Annotated in this window: 20 protein-coding genes; 7 read left to right on the forward strand and 13 right to left on the reverse strand. The window is 50.0% G+C overall.

What is annotated here, in order from left to right:
* Positions 1–272 precede the first annotated feature (272 nt).
* Positions 273–1,385: a cobalamin-independent methionine synthase II family protein gene (locus EDF88_RS03025; protein ID WP_134182822.1), complete on the reverse strand. Its 1,113-nt coding sequence runs from the start codon at positions 1,383–1,385 to the stop codon at positions 273–275.
* Positions 1,386–1,625: 240 nt separating this feature from the next.
* Between EDF88_RS03025 and EDF88_RS03030 the strand changes: the two genes are divergently transcribed.
* A complete protein-coding gene (locus EDF88_RS03030; RefSeq protein ID WP_134183248.1) occupies positions 1,626–2,543 on the forward strand; it encodes a bestrophin family ion channel in 918 nt (305 codons plus the stop codon).
* Positions 2,544–2,690: 147 nt separating this feature from the next.
* Here the strand turns inward: EDF88_RS03030 and EDF88_RS03035 are convergent, their stop codons facing one another.
* Both EDF88_RS03035 and EDF88_RS03040 read right to left on the reverse strand, forming a co-directional pair.
* The gene (locus EDF88_RS03035; RefSeq protein WP_134182823.1) at positions 2,691–3,194 is read right to left on the reverse strand and encodes a DUF1993 domain-containing protein; all 504 of its coding nucleotides are present in this window, start codon (positions 3,192–3,194) and stop codon (positions 2,691–2,693) included.
* A 78-nt stretch (positions 3,195–3,272) separates the two neighbouring features.
* Positions 3,273–3,662, reverse strand: coding sequence for a rhodanese-like domain-containing protein (locus EDF88_RS03040; protein ID WP_034495169.1), 390 nt, complete (start codon positions 3,660–3,662; stop codon positions 3,273–3,275).
* A 65-nt stretch (positions 3,663–3,727) separates the two neighbouring features.
* On the opposite strand from EDF88_RS03040, the gene ftrA reads away from it, so the two are divergent.
* Positions 3,728–4,762 carry a transcriptional regulator FtrA gene (ftrA, locus tag EDF88_RS03045; protein ID WP_208326122.1) on the forward strand — a complete coding sequence of 345 codons (1,035 nt, stop codon included), beginning with the start codon at positions 3,728–3,730 and terminating at the stop codon, positions 4,760–4,762.
* A gap of 53 nt (positions 4,763–4,815) precedes the next feature.
* The gene (locus EDF88_RS03050) at positions 4,816–5,178 is read left to right on the forward strand and encodes an RcnB family protein (protein ID WP_134182825.1); all 363 of its coding nucleotides are present in this window, start codon (positions 4,816–4,818) and stop codon (positions 5,176–5,178) included.
* A 52-nt stretch (positions 5,179–5,230) separates the two neighbouring features.
* On the opposite strand, the gene EDF88_RS03055 is transcribed toward EDF88_RS03050, so the two are convergent.
* Positions 5,231–5,524 carry a hypothetical protein gene (locus tag EDF88_RS03055; RefSeq protein WP_064518695.1) on the reverse strand — a complete coding sequence of 98 codons (294 nt, stop codon included), beginning with the start codon at positions 5,522–5,524 and terminating at the stop codon, positions 5,231–5,233.
* 137 nt (positions 5,525–5,661) lie between these two features.
* On the opposite strand from EDF88_RS03055, the gene EDF88_RS03060 reads away from it, so the two are divergent.
* On the forward strand, positions 5,662–6,069 hold the full coding sequence (locus EDF88_RS03060) for a GFA family protein (protein ID WP_064518694.1): 408 nt from the start codon (positions 5,662–5,664) through the stop codon (positions 6,067–6,069).
* A gap of 50 nt (positions 6,070–6,119) precedes the next feature.
* Here EDF88_RS03060 and EDF88_RS03065 read toward each other — a convergent pair whose 3' ends face one another.
* A complete protein-coding gene (locus tag EDF88_RS03065) occupies positions 6,120–7,139 on the reverse strand; it encodes a DUF2157 domain-containing protein (protein WP_134182827.1) in 1,020 nt (339 codons plus the stop codon).
* A 118-nt stretch (positions 7,140–7,257) separates the two neighbouring features.
* On the opposite strand from EDF88_RS03065, the gene tam reads away from it, so the two are divergent.
* Entirely contained in the window at positions 7,258–8,019 is a 762-nt protein-coding gene (gene tam / locus EDF88_RS03070; RefSeq protein WP_134182828.1) for a trans-aconitate 2-methyltransferase, read from the forward strand.
* On the opposite strand, the gene EDF88_RS03075 is transcribed toward tam, so the two are convergent.
* The 7 genes from EDF88_RS03075 to EDF88_RS03105 form a co-directional block, all read right to left on the reverse strand.
* Positions 8,009–8,953 (reverse strand): AraC family transcriptional regulator, encoded by a 945-nt coding sequence (locus EDF88_RS03075; RefSeq protein WP_134182830.1) that lies wholly within the window; start codon positions 8,951–8,953, stop codon positions 8,009–8,011. The genes tam and EDF88_RS03075 overlap by 11 nt on opposite strands.
* Position 8,954: 1 nt before the next feature.
* The gene (locus tag EDF88_RS03080) at positions 8,955–10,355 is read right to left on the reverse strand and encodes an aldehyde dehydrogenase family protein (RefSeq protein ID WP_134182832.1); all 1,401 of its coding nucleotides are present in this window, start codon (positions 10,353–10,355) and stop codon (positions 8,955–8,957) included.
* Between the two features lie 109 nt (positions 10,356–10,464).
* Complete coding sequence (locus EDF88_RS03085; RefSeq protein WP_134182834.1) at positions 10,465–11,169, reverse strand: peptidase; 705 nt, start codon at positions 11,167–11,169, stop codon at positions 10,465–10,467.
* A 93-nt stretch (positions 11,170–11,262) separates the two neighbouring features.
* Positions 11,263–12,063 carry a transglutaminase family protein gene (locus tag EDF88_RS03090; RefSeq protein WP_134182836.1) on the reverse strand — a complete coding sequence of 267 codons (801 nt, stop codon included), beginning with the start codon at positions 12,061–12,063 and terminating at the stop codon, positions 11,263–11,265.
* A complete protein-coding gene (locus EDF88_RS03095) occupies positions 12,060–12,989 on the reverse strand; it encodes an alpha-E domain-containing protein (protein WP_064518687.1) in 930 nt (309 codons plus the stop codon). The genes EDF88_RS03090 and EDF88_RS03095 overlap by 4 nt, the downstream gene beginning before the upstream one ends.
* The gene (locus tag EDF88_RS03100) at positions 12,983–14,422 is read right to left on the reverse strand and encodes a circularly permuted type 2 ATP-grasp protein (protein WP_134182838.1); all 1,440 of its coding nucleotides are present in this window, start codon (positions 14,420–14,422) and stop codon (positions 12,983–12,985) included. Before EDF88_RS03100 ends, EDF88_RS03095 begins: the two co-directional genes overlap by 7 nt.
* A 276-nt stretch (positions 14,423–14,698) precedes the next feature.
* A complete protein-coding gene (locus tag EDF88_RS03105; RefSeq protein WP_064518685.1) occupies positions 14,699–15,127 on the reverse strand; it encodes a multidrug/biocide efflux PACE transporter in 429 nt (142 codons plus the stop codon).
* 99 nt (positions 15,128–15,226) lie between these two features.
* Between EDF88_RS03105 and EDF88_RS03110 the strand changes: the two genes are divergently transcribed.
* A complete protein-coding gene (locus tag EDF88_RS03110; RefSeq protein WP_134182840.1) occupies positions 15,227–16,090 on the forward strand; it encodes a LysR family transcriptional regulator in 864 nt (287 codons plus the stop codon).
* Between the two features lie 34 nt (positions 16,091–16,124).
* Here EDF88_RS03110 and EDF88_RS03115 read toward each other — a convergent pair whose 3' ends face one another.
* The gene (locus EDF88_RS03115; protein ID WP_134182842.1) at positions 16,125–18,089 is read right to left on the reverse strand and encodes a U32 family peptidase; all 1,965 of its coding nucleotides are present in this window, start codon (positions 18,087–18,089) and stop codon (positions 16,125–16,127) included.
* Positions 18,090–18,345: 256 nt separating this feature from the next.
* On the opposite strand from EDF88_RS03115, the gene EDF88_RS03120 reads away from it, so the two are divergent.
* Positions 18,346–20,298 carry a GGDEF domain-containing phosphodiesterase gene (locus EDF88_RS03120; protein WP_134182844.1) on the forward strand — a complete coding sequence of 651 codons (1,953 nt, stop codon included), beginning with the start codon at positions 18,346–18,348 and terminating at the stop codon, positions 20,296–20,298.
* The last annotated feature ends 50 nt before the right edge of the window (positions 20,299–20,348 follow it).

A 20,348-nucleotide genomic window follows, 5' to 3' on the forward strand; every position in this document is an offset into this window, starting at 1 on the left:
GGGCTGTTTTATGTGAAATGGTAAAGCAGCTCTTTTTTTGCTACTGCAGATATGTACATTTTTCTTATTGAATACACAGATGCACAAGCATCCGTCCTGAATAACACAACGATTAATCTGGCCCAAGTGCTGCGGGGCCTGTGATCTGCTCCCATAACTCAAGATCCCTCGATATAAGGATGCATTCCGCACTTCCGGTTTTCGCTCATAGCTGACTATAAGATGTGATTGTGTCGAATCTCGCGTCAGCAACATCCGACACAATCACCGTTTTACCAAACCTTATCGGCAAGTTCCGTCACCAGGCGGACTTTGTCCCACTGCTGTTCAGGCGTCAGACTGTTACCCTCTTCTGTTGAGGCAAAGCCGCACTGTGGGCTGAGGCAGATTTGACTGATATCGACATATTGCGCCGCTTCGTTAATTCGCGCCTGAATCAACTCCGGGTTTTCCAGCTCACCATTTTTGGTGGTGATCAAACCTAAAACGACCTGCTGATGACCCGGACGCACAAAGCGCAGCGGTGCAAAATCACCGGAACGGTCGTTATCGTATTCAAGGAAGAATGCATCCACATTGACGCTGCCGAATAACACTTGGGCAACTGGCTCGTAGCCACCCTCTGAAATCCACGTGGAACGGAAGTTACCGCGACAAACATGCAGGCCGATAACCAAATCATCCGGCTTTCCTTCCAGCGCTTTATTCAGTACCTGAGCATAGATTTGCGCCAGTTGGTCTGGGTCATCCCCACGCTCGCGGATCTCTTTACGTTGGGCATCGGAACACAGATAAGCCCAAACGGTGTCATCAAGTTGCAGATAGCGGCAACCGGCAGCGTAAAAAGCCTGAATCGCATCGCGCCATGTCGTCGCCAGGTCGTCAAAATACTCTTTTAAATCAGGGTATACATTACTGTCGATAGCATTGCGGCCACCACGGAAATGCAACACGCTTGGGCTTGGAATGGTCATTTTTGGCACCGCGTTGCCGCTGATGCTTTTCAGATAGCGGAAATCTTCCAGCATTGGGTGCGAACCAAATCCGAGTTTACCCACCACACGCACACTGTGCGCTTTAGTCTGTACCCCATTAAACTGAATGCCCTGCTCAGATTCATAACGTTCCACACCTTGCAGGCCGTCGAAGAAATCAAAATGCCACCACGCCCGACGGAACTCGCCATCAGTCACCACATGCAGACCGCATGCACACTGCTGCTCGACCGAAGCACGAATCGCATCATCTTCAACTTTGCGCAACTGGCTGGCATCGATTTCACCTGCAGCAAACGCAAGGCGAGCATTTTTGATAGTGGCTGGACGTAAGAAGCTACCGACGATATCGGCACGGAACGGGGCGCGATGTTGTGTTGACTGTGGCATGTGTTTTCTCCGCTAACCCGGCTAATTAATTTAGTCAGGTGATAATTCATTATTTGAATATTTAGCCGTCTGGACGGCTGTTTGTGTGATTGAGAATGGCAGATGCTGAACATGAGGACAAACGAAGATCTTTCATGGTTATTGAAAATAATTCATGTTGTTAAGGTAATGTGAATTGCAAGTTGATCTACGTCACAGTTTGCCGTTAAATATGACGTCCTGTTTTTGAGCCTCCCAATTATGATTGTTCGCCCGCAGCAACACTGGTTTATCCGCTTATTCGTCTGGCACGGTTCGGTTCTACAAAAAATCTACTCCCGCCTGTTATTGAATGTTGCGCTCTCGATAAGCGTTATCTTCTTCCTGCCATGGTATGAGACGCTTGGTTTAAAACTCACCATCGCACCCTTTAGTATTCTTGGTGTGGCGATAGCGATTTTTCTCGGGTTCAGAAACAGCGTCTGTTACGCACGCTTTAACGAGGCTCGCACGCTGTGGGGGCAACTGGCGATTACTCAGCGTTCGTTTTTGCGCGAGACTAAAAGTCTGCTGGGGGAAAACCAGAGTCAGATTACGTCGTTTGTGAATTTGCAGATTGCCTTTTGCCACGCGCTCAGGCTCACATTGCGTAAGCGCCCGGTAGAGGAGACGCTGAAAAAATTCTTAACTGCCGATGAATTACAGTGGGTGATGAAAAGCCACGCGCCCTGTAACCGCATACTATTGCTGATGGGTGACTGGCTCGCCGATAAGCGCAAACAGGGCCTGATTTCCGATGTGGTGTGGAGCAGCCTGAACCATCATCTGAACGATCTTTCAGCGGTTGCCGGAGGTTGCGAGCGTATTGCCAGCACTCCGTTGCCGTTCGCTTATACGTTGATTTTGCATCGCACGGTCTATCTGTTTTGCATCATGCTGCCGTTCGCTTTGGTCACCGACCTACACTATATGACACCGTTCTTGTCGGTATTTGTTTCATATACCTTTATTTCGCTTGATACGCTGGCTGAAGAGCTGGAAGAGCCGTTTGGCACAGAAGACAACGACCTGCCGCTGGATGCAATTTGCAACACTATTGAGCGGGATTTACAGGATATGGATGAGAGTGAGGAACTGCCTGAGAAGTTGCGCCCGAATCGCTATTATCGGTTGAGCTAGGCGCACTATTTATTTATTCATGTATACCCTAAATAATTCAAGTTACGGAAAGGCGACCAGACCGTAAGTCCCCAGTCACATAGATAACTATGTGGCTGGGGCGCACGGGTGCAGTCAACGCATCAGTAGCTCGAAGTATGACGAGTATTAGAAGATTGGGCCGACAAAATCACGTTTACCTAATGGCACCCCTGCCTGACGCAAGATGTCGTAAGCGGTAGTAAAGTGGAAATAGAAGTTCGGCGTAGCGAATTTGTACACGTAGTTGCGAGCGGTGAAACGCAATTCATGTTCACGAGCCATCACAACAATTGGGCGCTCGTCGTCACCAGCAAGTTGCTCATCGCTAATGCCTTTCATGAACTCAACCGTTGCTTTGATACGGGTCTGAAGCTGTTCAATAGTGGTTTCGTTATCTTCCATCACCGGAGCATCAACACCCGCCAGGCGAGCAACGGCACGTTTGGCCATATCGGTGGTAATTTGCACCTGGCGCACCAACGGATACATATCTTCCGCCAGTGACGCAGTCAGCAGGCTCTCTTCCGTTTTGCCGTTCTCTTTCGCCCAGTTAGCCGCTTTCTCAAGAATTGCAGACAGGTTGCTTAAACCCAGGATGAACTGTGCATTGGTTTCACTGTAAATCGACATTGTGACTTCCTTTAGATATGACAAATTTGAGGCAAAGATTACACCCACTTAACGCCCTGCGGATAGCAAATTCACGACTCACGCAAAGCTAAATCCTTCATCAGCCCAACCGGTGATTCCACCAATCATAATTTTCACCGGGCGGCCCAGACGCGCCAGTTTTAAAGCTGCGCGATCCGCACCGTTGCAATGCGGGCCGGCGCAATAAACCACGAATAAGGTATCTGCAGGCCATTCGGCCATGCGTTCAGCCGACATATCGCGATGGCGCAAATGCAAAGCACCAGGAATATGGCGACGGGCGAATGCTTCCGGTGAGCCGACAACATGCAGCAGAACAAAATCCATATCTTCGTCTTTCATTGCGCTATGCACATCATCGCAGTCTGTTTCGAGACACAAACGCTGGAGAAAATGAGCAGCGGCGATTTCTGGGGCAGCGGCTGGATAATCAGTAACGTAACTCATAAATACTCCTCATGATGGTGAGATCTCACTATAGAGCGCAGCGTGTGGCTTGACGTATGGCAGAAATGACAGATAACGTGAAGATCATGACAATCGTTCGGGATATCCCTTTGCAAAACCCTCTAGTTGTTGCGCTGGCATATGACGGCCTGTGTACCTTTGAATTTGGTGTCGTTGTTGAAGTGTTTGGCCTGCCGCGTCCAGAAATGGGTGATAACTGGTATCAGTTTGCGGTCGCAGGAATCGAACCAGGCGAGCTTAGAGCGACTGGAGGTATCCGGCTGGCGGTCGATGGTGGTCTTTCTTTGTTGGAAGATGCCGGAACGATTATTGTGCCCGGCTGGCGAGGTGCCGACGAACCGGTTCCGCCACAGTTGTGTGAAGCGTTACGCACGGCGCATTCACGCGGTGCGCGGATTATGTCGATATGCTCCGGCGTATTCGTGCTGGCAGCCAGCGGCCTGCTCGATGGGTTACAAGCCTCAACCCACTGGCGTTATACCGAAAAACTTCAGCAGTGCTACCCTGCCATTCAGGTGATGCCAGATGTGTTGTATATCGATAACGGATCGGTACTGACCTCTGCCGGAAGTGCCGCCGGTATCGATTTGAGTTTGCATCTGGTGCGGCGGGATTACGGCCAGGCTGCCGCAAACAGCGTGGCGCGCCGACTGGTCGTCCCCCCTCATCGCGTTGGCGGGCAGGCTCAGTTTATCGAACAACCTATTCCGGTTGCCTATGAGAGCAAGCGTCTAAGCCCGCTGTTCGATTATTTGCAAATTCATCTGGCGGATGAACACTCGGTAGAGTCTCTGGCGGTGTTTACCGGCATGAGCCCGAGAACATTTTTACGCCGTTTTTCCGCAACAACCGGCACCACGCCCACACGCTGGCTGCTGAATATGCGCCTGGCGCGCTGTCGGGATTTACTGGAGAGCAGCACTCTCTCCATTGATGAAATAGCCGAGCGTGTCGGGTTTGGCAGTGCGGCGACTCTGCGCCACCATTTCCGCGCTAAGTTCGCCACCACACCCGCCGCCTACCGCAAGTCATTTACTTCAAGTAACGAAAAATTGATTATCACTCGTGAAACAACGTGATAGAGATAACGGCATTATTTGAAAGTTAGCAGATGAATGTATCTGGAGAAGATATGCGTAAATTGAATGTGTTTGTTTTTTCTGTGGCCCTGATGGCCGGATCTCTACCATTGGCGATGACGGCTCAAGCAGCTGATGCGCCTGCTGTCGCACCGGCGCCAGCCGCTCCGCAGCCAGCTTCCTCGTTTGAAATTCAAGAATTTCATGCCGATTACAAGCCATTTAAAATTGGCGACATCGTGCCTGATTTATACCGCACGAAGCCTTACCAGATTGATGCCTGGCAAATCAGGCACCTCCCAGCACCAGAAGCGGGCAGCCACTGGACATACATGGGCGGGAATTATGTGTTAATTACCGACGCGGAAGGGAAGATTTTACGCGCCATGAAAGGCGAGATTTTTTACGGTCATTAATAGCACAAACCCCGGTCATCGCACCGGGGTTTGGTTTTCAAACAGGCGTTAATTAAGCGCGCAGCATGGCTTTAATCTTCGAGTAAGCGTGCTCAAAAATCATATCCGTCGTACACATAAAGACAATCACATCGCCTGACTCGCACTCGTCGAGTGCTTCGTTTAATTCCGCATCGAAATCTTTAGATAACTGCGGCATCAACATCTGCATATCGCCCGGGTAATCCTCATCTTCATCGGGTGGCATATCGTCAATTTTCGAGCCACGCACCACGTAAATCAGCAGATTTTTATCGTTGGACGTAATTGGGGCGCGCAAATATTTACCCGTTGGATGCTTAGCCATATCGTTACCTTTTGTTGATAGCTGTAAATTCCGCGCTATCCTCGCAAAAGATGAGACGAAAAGACAGCCTGAGCGTAATGACAAGCCTCAGTTAACCACTAAACTCAGGAGAATTAAAAATCTGGACTGAGGTGGCTATGCAACAAAAAGTTTCTGCTCAATGTCATTGTGGTGCTGTCGCTTTTACCGTCGAACTTAGCGATGGTTTTAACACTATCCGCCGCTGTAACTGTTCATTTTGCCGAATGCGCGGCGCAGTTGCTGTCTCTGCTCCGTTGTCGGGGATTAAGATTACTAAAGGGCAGGATAAACTCACCGAATATCGTTTTAACACCGGAGCAGCGGTGCATTTCTTCTGTTCCGTGTGCGGGATTTATACTTTCCACCAGCGCCGCTCAAACCCTGAGCAATATGGCGTGAATGTCGCCTGCATTGAAGGCGTTTCTCCTTTTGACTTCCCGAAAGTCACGGTAATGGAGGGCGCCCATCACCCGAAAGATGGTGGCGGTGGCGTGGCCGGGTATCTGACTTTTACCCCTGAATGATTTTTGCTATTCGCGGGCGGGTAATGTTGTGCTTACCCGCCCGGCGACTGTCACTTCTCCCCTAGCCGCCAAATCTTCTCGGCATAGCGCCCGACAAGGGCCAGCGAGATGGCGAGCAGTAAGAAGAAAATCACTTTATTGGTGTCGTCCCAGAACATTTCGAAATAGCGGGTGTAGAGGTTAATACCGAGGAACGTTAGGCCAAATCCGCGCAGCATTCCATCGTCAGTTTTCAGGCTAATCCAGATACATGCGCCTGCCGCCAGGGCGAACAGCAATGACCAGTGCAGCAGTTCAATCTGGCGCACACTTTGCCAGATATCAAAATCGTAATTGCCAAAGATCGACAAAATCCACAAAGCGATAAACAGATACAGCAGCCCCATCGCTTTGCTGACTGCAAACACGTTACGTTGCAGCAAAGGTTTTTTAAGCAGGTAACATGCCGCGAGTAATACCCCGCCGAATAATACAAAGCGAATTGGGTAGTTCATACCGAGCCAATAAGCGCCCCAGCCGGAAGAATAGCCTGTCGATGTCCCGAAATAGCTGCCTAATGTCAGCAGGAAAAATAGCCAGATAAGACCCGAACGGCTCAGGTAGCCAATGACGCCGTAAATCGCGCAGCCGAGCAAAAATAGCGGTGCTACATTTCCGCTGCCGTTATCAAACGCCATGCCGAGCTGCCATAAAAATAGTGCGGTGAATAATACGCCTAGGAACAGAATGGCCTCATTGCTGTAGCGTTTATCCGGCGTCTTTCTCTGGCGGTAGAATCCCCAGCAATAAAAGGCAATGGCGATAAGCAGCAAAATGACCGCGCGCGTGAGGTAACCAAAATTAAACAGCAACGCCATCAAATATTCATCAGCAACCAGGCTGCCCATCGCGATAATAAAGCAGGCCAGCGCTATCCAGAATGCATAGCGGCTCATTCGTTGCCAGTCAAAAAGCTGAACCGAGAGGTTTTGTTGCAAACGCTGCTGTTCTGAGGCATCAATCACCCCTTCCTGACGCCAGCCCTCTAGTGTGCGCTTGACGATCTTTTCCTGTTTGCGTGTCACTTTCATAGCGGTTTTCCTTACCTGAGTTTAGTCACTACGTTACAGTAATTAATCAGATTCTAAACCATGCACAATTTCTTAATTCATCACTACGCTTAATGCAATTAAGTCACAGGAGAAAGCTATGCAGGACTGGAACCCCGCGCTTTACTTGCAGTTTGCAGCTGAACGTACGCGCCCGGCAGCAGAACTCGCCGCGCGCATTCAACAACCCGAAGCAAAACATATTGCCGATTTAGGCTGCGGCCCAGGCAACAGTACCGCTTTATTGCACCAGGCCTTCCCGGATGCAACTGTGACAGGCATCGATAGCTCTCCGGCGATGTTGGAAAAAGCTCGCGCCGCCCTGCCCAACTGCCAGTTTGAACAGGCTGATGTGACATCCTGGACGCCGGCGGTAAAGCAAGATGTTATCTATGCTAATGCGTCATTGCAGTGGGTAATCAACCATCCAGAACTGTTTCCCCACCTGGCGACACAGCTTGCCGAAAATGGAGTGTTAGCGGTGCAAATGCCGGATAATTGGCAGGAGCCAACGCATACATTAATGCGCCAGGTCGCTGCTGAACTGGGGAACCCTGACTCCGGGCGAGAAGCGTTGCTACCTGCACAACAGTATTACGATTTGCTGGCGCAATCGGGCTGTGCGGTGGATATCTGGCGTACAACCTATTTCCACGTCATGCCGTCAGCACAGGCGATTATTGAATGGCTGAGCTCTACCGGTTTACGGCCTTATCTCGCAAACCTAGACAGCATTCAGCAACAGGCATTTCTGGAGCGTTACCACACGCTTTTGCAGCAGGCGTATCCGCCGCGACACGATGGCAACGTGTTGATGCTGTTCCCACGCCTGTTTATTGTGGCAAGAAAAACTATAGCGTAACGCCCATCTGGCGTAGCGTTTCGACATCCTGCAAAGGTGCTGCGCCAAACGATCGACGATATTCACGGTTAAATTGCGATGGCGATTCATAGCCTACTTGCCAGGCGACATTTGCCACATCCTGGCCGCCACTGAGTAATAATCGCCTGGCTTCGAGCAGACGGATCTGCTTTTGATATTGCAACGGGCTCATCACGGTCAGGGCTTTAAAGCGATGATGCAGGCTTGAAGTACTCATGCCGACACGCTTTGCCAGTTCATCAATTTTTAGCGGTTCAGCAAAATGGCGCTTAATCCATGCCAGAGCTTCCCCCACGCCTTTGCCCTGATTCCAGGAGAGCGTCTGTTTCCAGAACGTCGCACCTGATGGCGATGTCACCAGGCGATAAAGAATTTCCTGCTTAATCAGTTTGGACATCACCGGTAAATCATCAGGGGTATCCAGCACTTTCACCAGACGTAAAAAGGCATCCTGCAAGGCTTCATCAGCACTGGATATCCAGGCCCCAGGATTGACACTCTCACCTTGTTTTTCAGGCAGCGTAATTTGCAATGAGACGATTAAATCGGCAATTTCTCGACTATTGAGGTCAATGCGCACGCCATAATAAGGCTCGGACACAGTGGCCTGAGTCACCTGACCGGAGACCGGCATGTCTACCGCCGCCATTGAGTAGTTCCCCGGGCCATACTCCGTGACATTGTCACCTATGAGCATTTTTTTACGCCCTTGAAGCAGCATGCACATCGACGGTTCCAGCATGCCTCGGTTAAACAGCGTTGGTTCAGATACGCGGATAAATCGAAGCCAGGGCACTGCGGTTTGCAGTTCCATCTCAGACGTTTCCGCACATTGGTAATGCCGCGCCACGCTTTTACAAAGCTCAGCTAAAATGCGGCCCTCAAGCCGCAGAATGTTTTCTCGTTCCGGCATATCACTGCCCCATTATGGCTTTTGGCTCAAGATACCCTTCCAACCCGAAAGTACCAAATTCACGTCCAATCCCTGACTGTTTAAAACCGCCAAATGGCACTTGTGGCTCATTATAAACACCGTTAACAAATACTCGTCCGGCGATAAGTTGGCTTGCAACCGTCTGTGTACGTTGCGCATCTTTGCCACTTACATATGCCTGTAATCCGTAAACGGTATCGTTGGCAATTGCGATAGCTTCTGCGTCATCTTTATAGGTAATCACCGACAGCACCGGGCCAAAAATTTCTTGTTGGGCGATAGTCATATCGTTACGAACATTCACAAAAACAGTTGGCTTCACAAAGTAACCGCGTTCAAAACCTGCCGGATGGCCTTCACCCCCGCAGAGTAATTCAGCACCTTCTTCAACCCCTTTGCGGATGTATGCCTGCACGCGTTCATATTGCTGTGCCGTCACCGCGGTACCAACGTTCTTACCAGGTTCCAACTGAGATATGTCCTGGCGTAACTGTGCCTTAACTTCCTCGAGGCGGTTTTCATGGACTAACAAACGTGTACCGGCAATACATGCCTGGCCGCTGTTCCAGGACATCACCTGCAACGCCAGTGGAATGGCTTGTTGAAGATCGACATCATCAAGCAGTACATTGGCAGACTTCCCGCCCAGTTCGAGCGTCACGCGCTTAAGCGTATCCACCGCACCACGGGCAATGGTTTTTCCCACGGCGGTAGAACCCGTAAATGAGATTTTTGCGATATCAGGATGACGTGTAATTTCAGCACCGACCACGTCACCACGACCAGTGACAATATTTATCACCCCGTTCGGCAGGCCTGCGGCATGTAGACACTCAGTAATTAATGCCGTCTGGCGGGCACTCAGTTCGCTAGGTTTAATCACCGCCGTTGAGCCAGAAGCAATTACCGTCGCAAGCTTAGAGGCAATAAAACCATAGTTACCATTCCACGGTGTAATCAGCCCCACCACCCCCAAAGGCTCCATGATCACACGAGCGTTGCCAACACGGGTTTCAAAGGGGAATTTTGCCAGCACATCGCGCATTTGCATAAAGCTGTCGATGGCATGATTCACAGTACCCTGAGCAAACGCAGGCATACAGCCGTATTCTTCCACCATGGTATCAATCAGTTCAACTTCGCGGGATTTTACGGCGTCATGCAGTTGTTGCAGCCAGGCCATACGCTGTTCGCGGGAAGCACTGCGCATTATTGGGAACGCCGCTTTTGCAGCAGCAATTGCCTGCCGAGTGTCTTCAACATCTGCCAGTTGCACTTGCGCGACGGTTTCTTCGGTAGTTGGGTTAACAAGCTCGAACAGCTCATTGCCATGTGGGGTAACAAACTGGCCATTGATATAGATGTGATTAATAGTTTTCATGATGCGCTCCAGGTATGTTTGACCGGTTCAGTGTCGCCTGAGACGGTGCATTTCCAGTAGCGCAATGCTGTTAGATGATTGAACAATCCTGCAAACATCCCCTTTATCGTTAGAGCCGTAGTGGCGGCAACTGGTCAAACACCGAGTGCAGGCAACTCCCCCACATATTGCGGATTTCGCTGAAGTATTCATGCTGTGCGGTAATGGCGTACTGCTGTGAGTCGTCAAAGCAATCGCCGTGATAAATCATCACATCCAGCGGCAAGCCCACGGATAAATTCGAGTTCAACGTGGAGTCCATCGAAATCAACGCACACTGCACCGCCTGCTCAAGCCCGGTGTCGTAACTGACGATACGATCGATGATCGGTTTGCCATATTTGCTTTCGCCAATCTGGAAATACGGCGTGTCGCTGGTGGCTTCAATGAAATTCCCTTCGGCGTAAATATGAAACAGGCGCATACCTTCACCGCGAATCTGCCCACCTAGAATAAACGTGGCGGTGAAATCTGCTCCATCACGCGCAATCACCTCTTTTAAGGTTTGCCCCACCAGCACGGCCGCATCATATAGCGAACTGACGGTATAGAGATTTTGCGTGGTGGCGTCTTGTGCACGATGCTGCAATAAATTGATGACGCTTTGGGTGGTCGCCAGGTTTCCTGCACTTTGCATGATTAACGTTCGGTCATCGCTGCGTTGGAACACATGCAGTTTTTTAAACGTGGAGATATGGTCAACACCCGCATTAGTGCGCGAATCACTGACAAAAATCATGCCGCTGGATAAGCGCATGGCGACGCAGTAGGTCATAGAGAACTCTCGATTTTGTTGAGTCTGTTTAATGCCCTCATTTTGGTCCTCAGGAAGAGGATGAGGATGAAGATGAAGGCGAACATTTTAAAATCACTGTGCACTTTGCATACGCTGCACCGCGGCAATCGTCTCCATGCCTTCATCACCTCCGCCAAGACGCACACCACGCACCGGGCAGGCATCCAGATAATCAAAACCGACAGCCAGCTTCAAATGGTGGCAGGTATTGCGCGTATTGTTGGTGATATCAAAACTGTGCCAGCGCCCTTCGATGAGCGTTTCAACCCATGCGTGTGTCGCAACATGAGCGCTGTCTGGGGTATAGAGATAGCCGCTAACATAACGCGCCGGAAGTCCGAGGCTACGACAGCAGGCCACAAATACATGTGCGTGATCCTGACAAACGCCAATCCCTGCGTCGAAGACTTGGGCTGCGGTATCTTTCACATTCGTGCCTCCCGGCGTGTACGGCATCCGTTCCAGCACATCCCCCATCATTACCGTCAGGCTATCGAGTGGCGAACCGCCCTGCCAGTACTCCCTGGCAAACGCCAGAATGGCACTATCTGGTTGCGTTAATGGCGTATGACGCAGCCATACCAGTGGTGAAAGAGCCTCGCGTGTTCCATCATCCATCACTTCATCTTCTGCAATTTCCACAACACCAGTGGCTTTAATGCTGATTGACTGATGCGGGCGGTCAAGCGTGAGTACATGAAGAATATTGCCGAAGGCATCTGTGGTTTGCACTGCTTCTTCCGGCAGCGCCAATTGCCATGAAATGATGCGCTGATGTTCAGACTCCTGCGGCGTGAGGCGCAAATATTGAGTACTGTGCTTCACTTGCTGCTCGTAGCTGTAGAGTGTGCTGTGCTCAATCGTCAGTCTCATTGTGCCTCCAGATAGGTATATTGGATACTTTCGGAAATCGCATTCACCTGGCTTAAAAAACCTGTCAGCCAGTGTTGCAGCCCCGTGTCGAAAACATCCTCCAGCGTGCTAAAACGCAGTTCAGCATGCAGAACATGCGCCAGGCGACGTGGAGCATTAGCGCTATGCCCGCCAATCAGTTCCAGTTGATTCACCACTTCCTCAATGCAGGAACGTAATGAACGCGGGCTTTCACTACGCAAAATCAGCAGGTCAGCCACCATTTCGCGCACCAGTTGCTGCTTATAGATACTGTGGTATGCCTCTCGTGCACTCACGGCACGCAGCAGGGTGTCCATGCGGTAGTGTTCGCGCACCGCGTCAGGGTCGTTATCCAACAATTGATTTTTGACGCCGAGCAAGCGTGCAGTACTGTCAGCCCGCTCCAGCAAGGTACCCAGACGAATAAATGACATCGCATCATTGCGCAGCAACGTGCCAAACATCGCGCCGCGAAACAGATGCGAACGTTCTTTCACCCAGTCGAAAAAGTCATCGGCATTACTGCTGTTGACTCCTTCTTTACGCAGCCGCTTCATTTCTATCCATGCGGTATTGATGCTTTCCCACACCTCAGAAGAGAGGCTGCCACGCACCGCATGAGCGTTTTCCCAGGCCGACTGCAGGCAACTATAGATGCTGCTCGGGTTACGGGTATCAAGTGCAAAGTAGTCGAAAATACCGGGCATAGTGAGTTGCTGGTAATACTCCCAGTAAGCCGCCCCGCTGCCGGTTAAATTCAGCGGCACCTGCAAATCCTGATGCCCGGTTTCACGAAATGGCATCATCGAAAGGCGGTTAGTCACGTCTAATACCCGTGCGATATTCTCAGCGCGTTCCAGATAACGCGCCATCCAATAGAGTTCGCTGGCTGTGCGGCTTAACATGATGTGTCATCCTCCAGAACCCAAGTGTCTTTGGTGCCACCGCCTTGTGATGAGTTAACTACCAGCGAGCCTTTTTTCAGCGCTACACGTGTTAGCCCACCAGCGATAAGGCGCGTTTCTGCGCCGTAGAGAGCAAAAGGTCGTAAGTCGATATGCCGTGGTGCCAGACCCTCGTCAACAAACGTCGGGCAGGTTGAAAGCGCCAGGGTGTCCTGAGCGATGTAGTTTTGGGGGCGCGCTTTTAATACCGAGCGGAAGGCTTCAATTTCAGCTTTGCTGGCCGCTGGGCCAATCAACATGCCATAGCCGCCTGCGCCATGGACCTCTTTAACCACCATTTGATCAAGGCGTGAAAGCACATAGCCCAGTTGGTCAGGATGGCGGCATTGCCATGTTGGCACATTATTGAGAATAGGCTCTTCGGAGAGATAGAAGCGAATCATCGCGGGCACGTAGGGATAAATGGATTTGTCATCAGCAACGCCGGTTCCGATGGCGTTCGCCAGCACCACACCACCTGTGCGGTACACCGAGAGCAGGCCGGGTACGCCGAGCATAGAGTCCGGGCGGAAGGCCAATGGATCGAGGAAGGCGTCATCTACACGACGATAAATCACATCGACTTTGCATGGCCCAAGCGTGGTGCGCATAAACACCGCGCCTTCTTTGACGAATAAATCAGCGCTTTCAACCAGTTCAACGCCCATCTGCTGCGCAAGGAAGCTGTGTTCAAAATAGGCGCTGTTAAAGCGGCCTGGCGTAAGAACCACTACCGTTGGGTCGTTAACTGGCGAGCTTTCACGCAGAGTTTGCAGCAAATGTGAGGGGTAGCGCTCGACCGGACGAATGCGCTGCTGGGCAAATAATTCCGGATATAACCGCATCATCATTTTGCGGTTTTCCAGCATGTACGAGACACCCGACGGAGTGCGTAAGTTATCTTCGAGCACGTAATATTGCCCATCGCCACCGCGTACCATATCCACGCCAATGATGTGCGCGTAGATATCGCGGTGCAGATTTATTCCCTGCATACAGGGCTGGTATTGGTCATTCGCCAACACTTGCTCCGCCGGAATTACACCTGCTTTGAGGATATTTTGATCGTGATAGATGTCGTGCAAAAAGAGATTTAGCGCCTGCACGCGTTGGCGGATACCGGCATCGAGCATCGCCCATTCCGTGGCGGGAATGATGCGCGGCACGCTATCAAAAGGAATTAAACGCTCGGCACCATCTTCATCGCCATAGACATTAAAAGTAATCCCCACACGGTGAAAAAGTAACGCGGCTTCTTGTTTCTTGCGCATCACCGCTGAGCTGTCTGCCTGCTGCAACCAATTCCAGTAATTCCCATAATGGCCACGATGATGGCCATCGAGAGTAAACATTTCATCAAAAAATGACGCGGCACCGGGGTCCATATTGATCATAATTCCTCACTTCTACCCGTCGTCCTTCGAGCTGCCTCTTTGTTGGCTACGCTCACTCACCCGAATCACTTACTTATGTAAGCTCATCGGATTCGTTCTCTTGCCGCCGCGATGCAACACGAATGACTTAGGGTATATCGATAAAGTTATCTAAATATAAGCAGGAAATATGCCAGGCCATTTTGGTGCATTTTAGGGGGGATTTGTCTGTTTTTGAGGCAAAAACAGTCGCTCAGAAAAAGAACGCACCATGGCGGTGCGTTCTGTGGTTTATCGTTACGCCTGGCACTGTGTCCAGCGAGCACGCAGCGTGTCGTACACCCAGTTATAAATTACGGTGTACGGCAGGAAGAACAGGAAGAAACCGATCTCGACCATAAACGCCTGCAATAGAGAAATATCCAGCATCCAGGCCGCCAGCGGCAGGCCAATCAGGATAAATCCCCCTTCAAAGCCCAGCGCGTGAGCAACGCGCAGTGGCAAGCGGCGTTTTTGCCCCATCGGGAAGATTTTATCGAACCCGGCGTTATAAATGATGTTCCACACCATGGCGACGGTCGAAAGCATTACTGCCAGCGCACCCATCTGAAACAGTGGCTTATCCATAATCCACGCGGCCAATGGCGCACAAATCGCAATCGCGATGACTTCAAAACCCACCGCATGCAGGATGCGTTCGGCAAATGTTCTCTTTTGAGACTGCATAACTAACTCCAGACGAAATAAAAGCAATATGGCTCTGCGTATTATTATCGCTATTACTGATAGAATTAAGTTAGAAACCATCGAGAAAAGCGATAGATCATGAATTACTCCCCTGAATCCCTCGAAGCGTTTTTACATGCGGTTGAAACCGGGTCGTTTTCTGCGGCGGCGCGTAAGCTAAAGAAAAGCCAGTCGACGATAAGCAGTGCGATTGCAAATCTCGAGGCCGACCTGGGCGTGACCTTATTTGATCGCCAGAGCCGTCAACCCGTATTGACTGACCAGGGAAAACACGTTTTGCCCTATATACAGTCAATACTTGCGGCAAGCGAAAGGCTCAATGAAGTCTCTGTACGCCTTGCAGGCAACGTTGAGCCGCGTCTGAGTTTTGTGCTCTCTGATGTCTGGCAAACTTCACACCACGAATCGATTCTCCAGCGTTTTTCACAGTGCTTTCCCGATATCGAATTCGAGTGTCTGATTGCTGAGGATGAAGATGTCATCGACCTGATACAAATTGGCCGTGCGCATGTGGGTGTGTTGCGGGTACAGCCACGTTACCCGGTGGATGTAACGGTCGCTCGTTTGCAGGTCGGTGCGGAGATGGCGATTTTTATTCACCGCCAGCACGAGTTGGCCCGTCTGCCTGCGGTTGAAATGGACATGCTACAGACTGAACGCCAGCTCTGTTTGAGCACCTTTACCGATCCGACTCGCAATAAAAGCGGTGGCCCAATGTGGTCATCACCATCGTTATTGATGCTATTGGAAATGGCAGAGCAAGGGTTTGGCTGGGGAATTTTGCCGCGCTGGCTGGTAGAGCAATTTGGTCATGGGATCTTGCAGGAGTTACCCATTGCTGGGTGGCCCCAGCGCATTGACGTGGATGTTTTGTGGTCAAATAAAACGCCGCCAGGCCCTGCAGGAAGATGGATGATTGATCAGTTACGGGCACAGAATTAAAAAGAGAGGGCATTGGATGCCCTCTCTCTATGGCTTACTTGTTGCGCTTCGGCATTGTCTTCAGCAATTCATCCGGGCTGATGGACGCCACAACATCGCTGCCTGGTAATGGCATCTTGAGGATGTGATTCTTCATCTTACCGATAACGTGCATCTCACACGGTTTACAGTCAAATTTCAGCGTCAGCACTTCATCCTGATGCACCAACTGCATTGGCGTGGCTTTCCAGCTTTTTACTGAACCTTTCGCCTGTTTCGGGCATAAGTTAAACGCAAAACGCAGACAGTGTTTAGTGATCATTACCGGCACTTCACCCTTTTCTTCGTGGGCTTCATAAGCGGCATCAATCAGTTTCACGCCATAACGCTGATAAAACTCACGCGCTTTATGGTTGTAAACATTGGCGAGAAACGTCAGATGCTCATCTGGATAGACCGGTGGCGGAACGCTAACAGGTTTACGGGTGCCGCGCTGATACTGTTGCAGGCGCGCATCGGTCAGCTCGTCGATAGCTTCACGGCGCAGTTGATTCAACTGGCTGTTTGGCACGAACAATGGAGCGGGAAGATTCAACTCTACTTTTCGCGCCTGGTACATGGTTTGACCCAGTTTTGTCAGGCCATCGCGCAGGTTCGAGTACGCTTTTTCCGGGTTGTTCGCCACTTCGAACTGCCCTTCCAGCGTTTTAGTTACACTGACTCCATCTTCACTGGTGAGGGTTAAAATCAGCTGTTCTTCCCAACCACCTAGCTCCAAATCCACCGCAATACGGCGTTCGCTGGAGGTCTTCGTCAACGCCTGCTGCCAGTTATGGTCAAGGTTACGGTTGAGTGGATGGTTCGGGCGGACATTTTTCAGTGTTTCCGGCATCTCATTTGGCCAGACGCGATACTGATTTTTACCGGTTTTCTCCACCGTATTAGCGCGGAAGCCAACGATATCGCGCTTGATCAACACGTTCAGACCATCACCATTGGTCAGTGTGTCGGTCACGCTAACATCCAGGAAGTCTTTACCCACCTTCATGACCTCACCTACCGGTAAGCCGATATATTTTGGTGAATCAAAAGCGCCGATATCAATTTTGCGCTCATTGACGAAGTAGTCTGTGCTGCCGCGGTGGAAGGTTTTATCCGGTGACGGAATAAAGAAATGCGAGGTCTTGCCGGCGGAGGCACGAACCAAATCGGTGCGCTGCTCCATTAATTCATCCAGCAACTGGCGATAATAAGCGGTGATGTTTTTCACATAGCTCATATCTTTGTAGCGCCCTTCAATTTTGAAGGAACGCACGCCAGCATCTACCAATGCAGCAAGATTGGCGCTTTGATCGTTATCTTTCATCGACAACAGATGTTTTTCATAGGCCACTACGCGGCCCTGATCGTCTTTCAGGGTGTACGGCAAACGGCAAGCCTGGGAGCAATCACCACGGTTTGCGCTGCGCCCGGTCTGAGCGTGGGAGATATTACATTGCCCTGAATAGGCCACGCATAGCGCACCGTGAATAAAGAACTCAATCGTGGCATCAACATTTTCATGAATTGCACGAATTTGATTGAGGTTCAGCTCACGGGCCAGAACGATTTGTGAGAATCCCGCATCAGACAGGAATTTTGCTTTTTCTACACTGCGAATATCGCACTGGGTACTGGCGTGGATTTCAATCGGCGGCAGATCCATTTCCAGCACGCCCATGTCTTGCACAATCAGCGCATCAACACCCACCTGATACAGGTCGTGGATCATACGACGTGCAGGTTCCAGTTCGTTGTCATGCAGGATGGTGTTGAGCGTAACAAAAATCTTCGCCCCATAACGGTGAGCAAACGGCACCAGTTCAGCAAGATCTTGCAGGCTGTTGCCGGCATTATGGCGAGCGCCAAAGCCAGGCCCGCCGATGTAGACCGCATCCGCACCATGCAAAATGGCTTCGCGGGCGATGGATGTGTCACGGGCTGGGCTGAGTAATTCAAGATGATTGGCGTGCAGGCGCATAGTGGGTCTGTTTCTATGTTATGGGCGAAAGGTGGGTATTGTAGTCAGATTGGCCGCGTAAGCATATACCCGTCATACTTCAAGTCGTATGAAACGGCGCGACAACATAGGCTGGTAATAATGCTGGCGGCTGCTAAAGACGGTGTATTACAAAATGTTTTAACTTATACTTCCAGAAGGAATAATTACAAAGAGTAATCATATTAGACCTATTAAAGTGGGCGCTAGTTAAATGACTCAATTAAGATGATTAGAAATGACCATAAACACAGAACATTCAAGGCTTTATAAGTCAGAAGGCGTTAAGTTGTTATACAACAACTCATTACCAGGCATTCTGATTACATTTATTGCGTCTACCACTCTTGCCTTCACTTTTATCGACAATAATAATTTCTACGCCAAAATCACCTGGTGGCTGATCATGGCCCTGGTGCTGGCTATTCGCGTCATTGATACCCATATGTGGATAAAAAGTGACGCCGAATGTAAAGACCGGAAGGACTGGGTGGTGCGCTTTTCAATAGGCTGCTTAATAACGGCTATGTTGTGGAGCGTCTATGCGGTCACTTTTTACCCGCAATTTACCATTGAAGAACTTAGCTCTACGAATGTGATACTTGCCGCGATGGCTGGGGGAGCCACAAGTATCCTCTCAGCAAGCTTTCTGCTATCCGCGCTCTATAACATTATTATTTTAATGCCGATGTCCATATTGCTGCTGCTGCAGCCAGAACAATATAAAATTAACCTCGGTGGGCTGGGCGTCTGTTTTACTTTAATCATGATTATCGCTTCTGCACGTTCAGCCAATTATATTAAAGAAGCTATCTTGTTGCGTTACCGAAACAAAAAACTTGTTTCCAGCATGGAAGAGACCATCCGAGAAAGAACGCAGGAAGTGTATGTTATATCCAATATAGACTCCCTCACGGGTCTGTATAACCGCACTGCATTTTTGTCGGCAGTAGAAGGCATTGAGCGCGAATTTGAGCAGAACCATATTGCGGGCTTCTCCATTTTCTTTATCGACCTCGATGGTTTTAAAAATATTAATGACACGCTAGGCCACAATGTCGGCGACAAAGTACTCATTGCATTAAGTACCCGACTTAAAAGCTTTATCGGTGACGGTAACTTTATGTGCCGTTGGGGTGGTGATGAATTTATTCTGTTGGTTAAGGAAAGTTCTCATGACATTACCAGTGAGCTTGCTGAAAATATCATCGCCAGCCTCTCCCTACCGATCCGTCTTGATGACCAAACTATTGCCCTGAATGCAACAATCGGTATTTCAGTTTGTCCTGAGCATGACTCTTCCATCACGCGACTGATTCAGCTTGCGGATATCGCCATGTATTCGCAAAAAGGCAAATATCCTGAACGTTTTGCTTTCTATAATCTCGAACTAGAACACAACCTGCGCCGCAAGATGACTCTCAACGAAGCACTAAAAGGTGCACTTGAGCGTGATGAGTTCCGTCTTGTGTATCAACCGATTGTCGACGCAGCCGGCCAAATAGTCAGTTTTGAAGCCTTAATGCGCTGGCGTTATCAGGAGCAGGAGATCTCTCCAGTTGAATTTATCCCATTAATGGAACAAAGCGGCCGCATTGTTCAGGTGGGAAGTTGGGTACTGGAAGAGGCCTGTAAAACACTGGCGCAAATGCATAAAACAAATGCTCAAATCTGCATGTGCGTGAATATCTCGCTGATTCAGTTTTACGACAAAGGGTTCGTCAATAACGTCAACCGGGTTATCGAACGCTATGCAATACCAGGGCATTTACTGCATCTGGAAGTCACTGAATCGCTCTTCCAGTCTGAACAGATGATGATTAATGAGAAGGTCTGTCAGTTACAACAATGTGGCGTGAAATTCTCAGTAGATGATTTTGGGACGGGCTATTCAAGTTTGTCCGTCATCCAGAATATGAATATTGATTACATTAAAATTGACCGCTCGTTTATTCAGCATATTGAACACAAAGGCCTATCTATTGTTCAGGCGATGATGAATATGTCCAGAAGCCTCAACTTCAGTGTTATCGCCGAAGGCGTGGAGACGGAAAAACAGCGCCAGTTACTTGAGCAATGTGGTATCCCTTATATGCAGGGTTACTATTTCTCACGACCACTGGAACGCCCAAATGCGTTGGCTTATATCAACGTGGCCGTAGAACAAGAATCCTCAATCGAATACGCGTAAGAGTTTTAATTGCTCTCCCCCCGGAGAGCAATCCCCCCTATTTTTGCCCT

The sequence above is a fragment of the Buttiauxella sp. BIGb0552 genome, from assembly GCF_004366275.1.
Classification (GTDB): Bacteria; Pseudomonadota; Gammaproteobacteria; order Enterobacterales; family Enterobacteriaceae; genus Buttiauxella; species Buttiauxella gaviniae.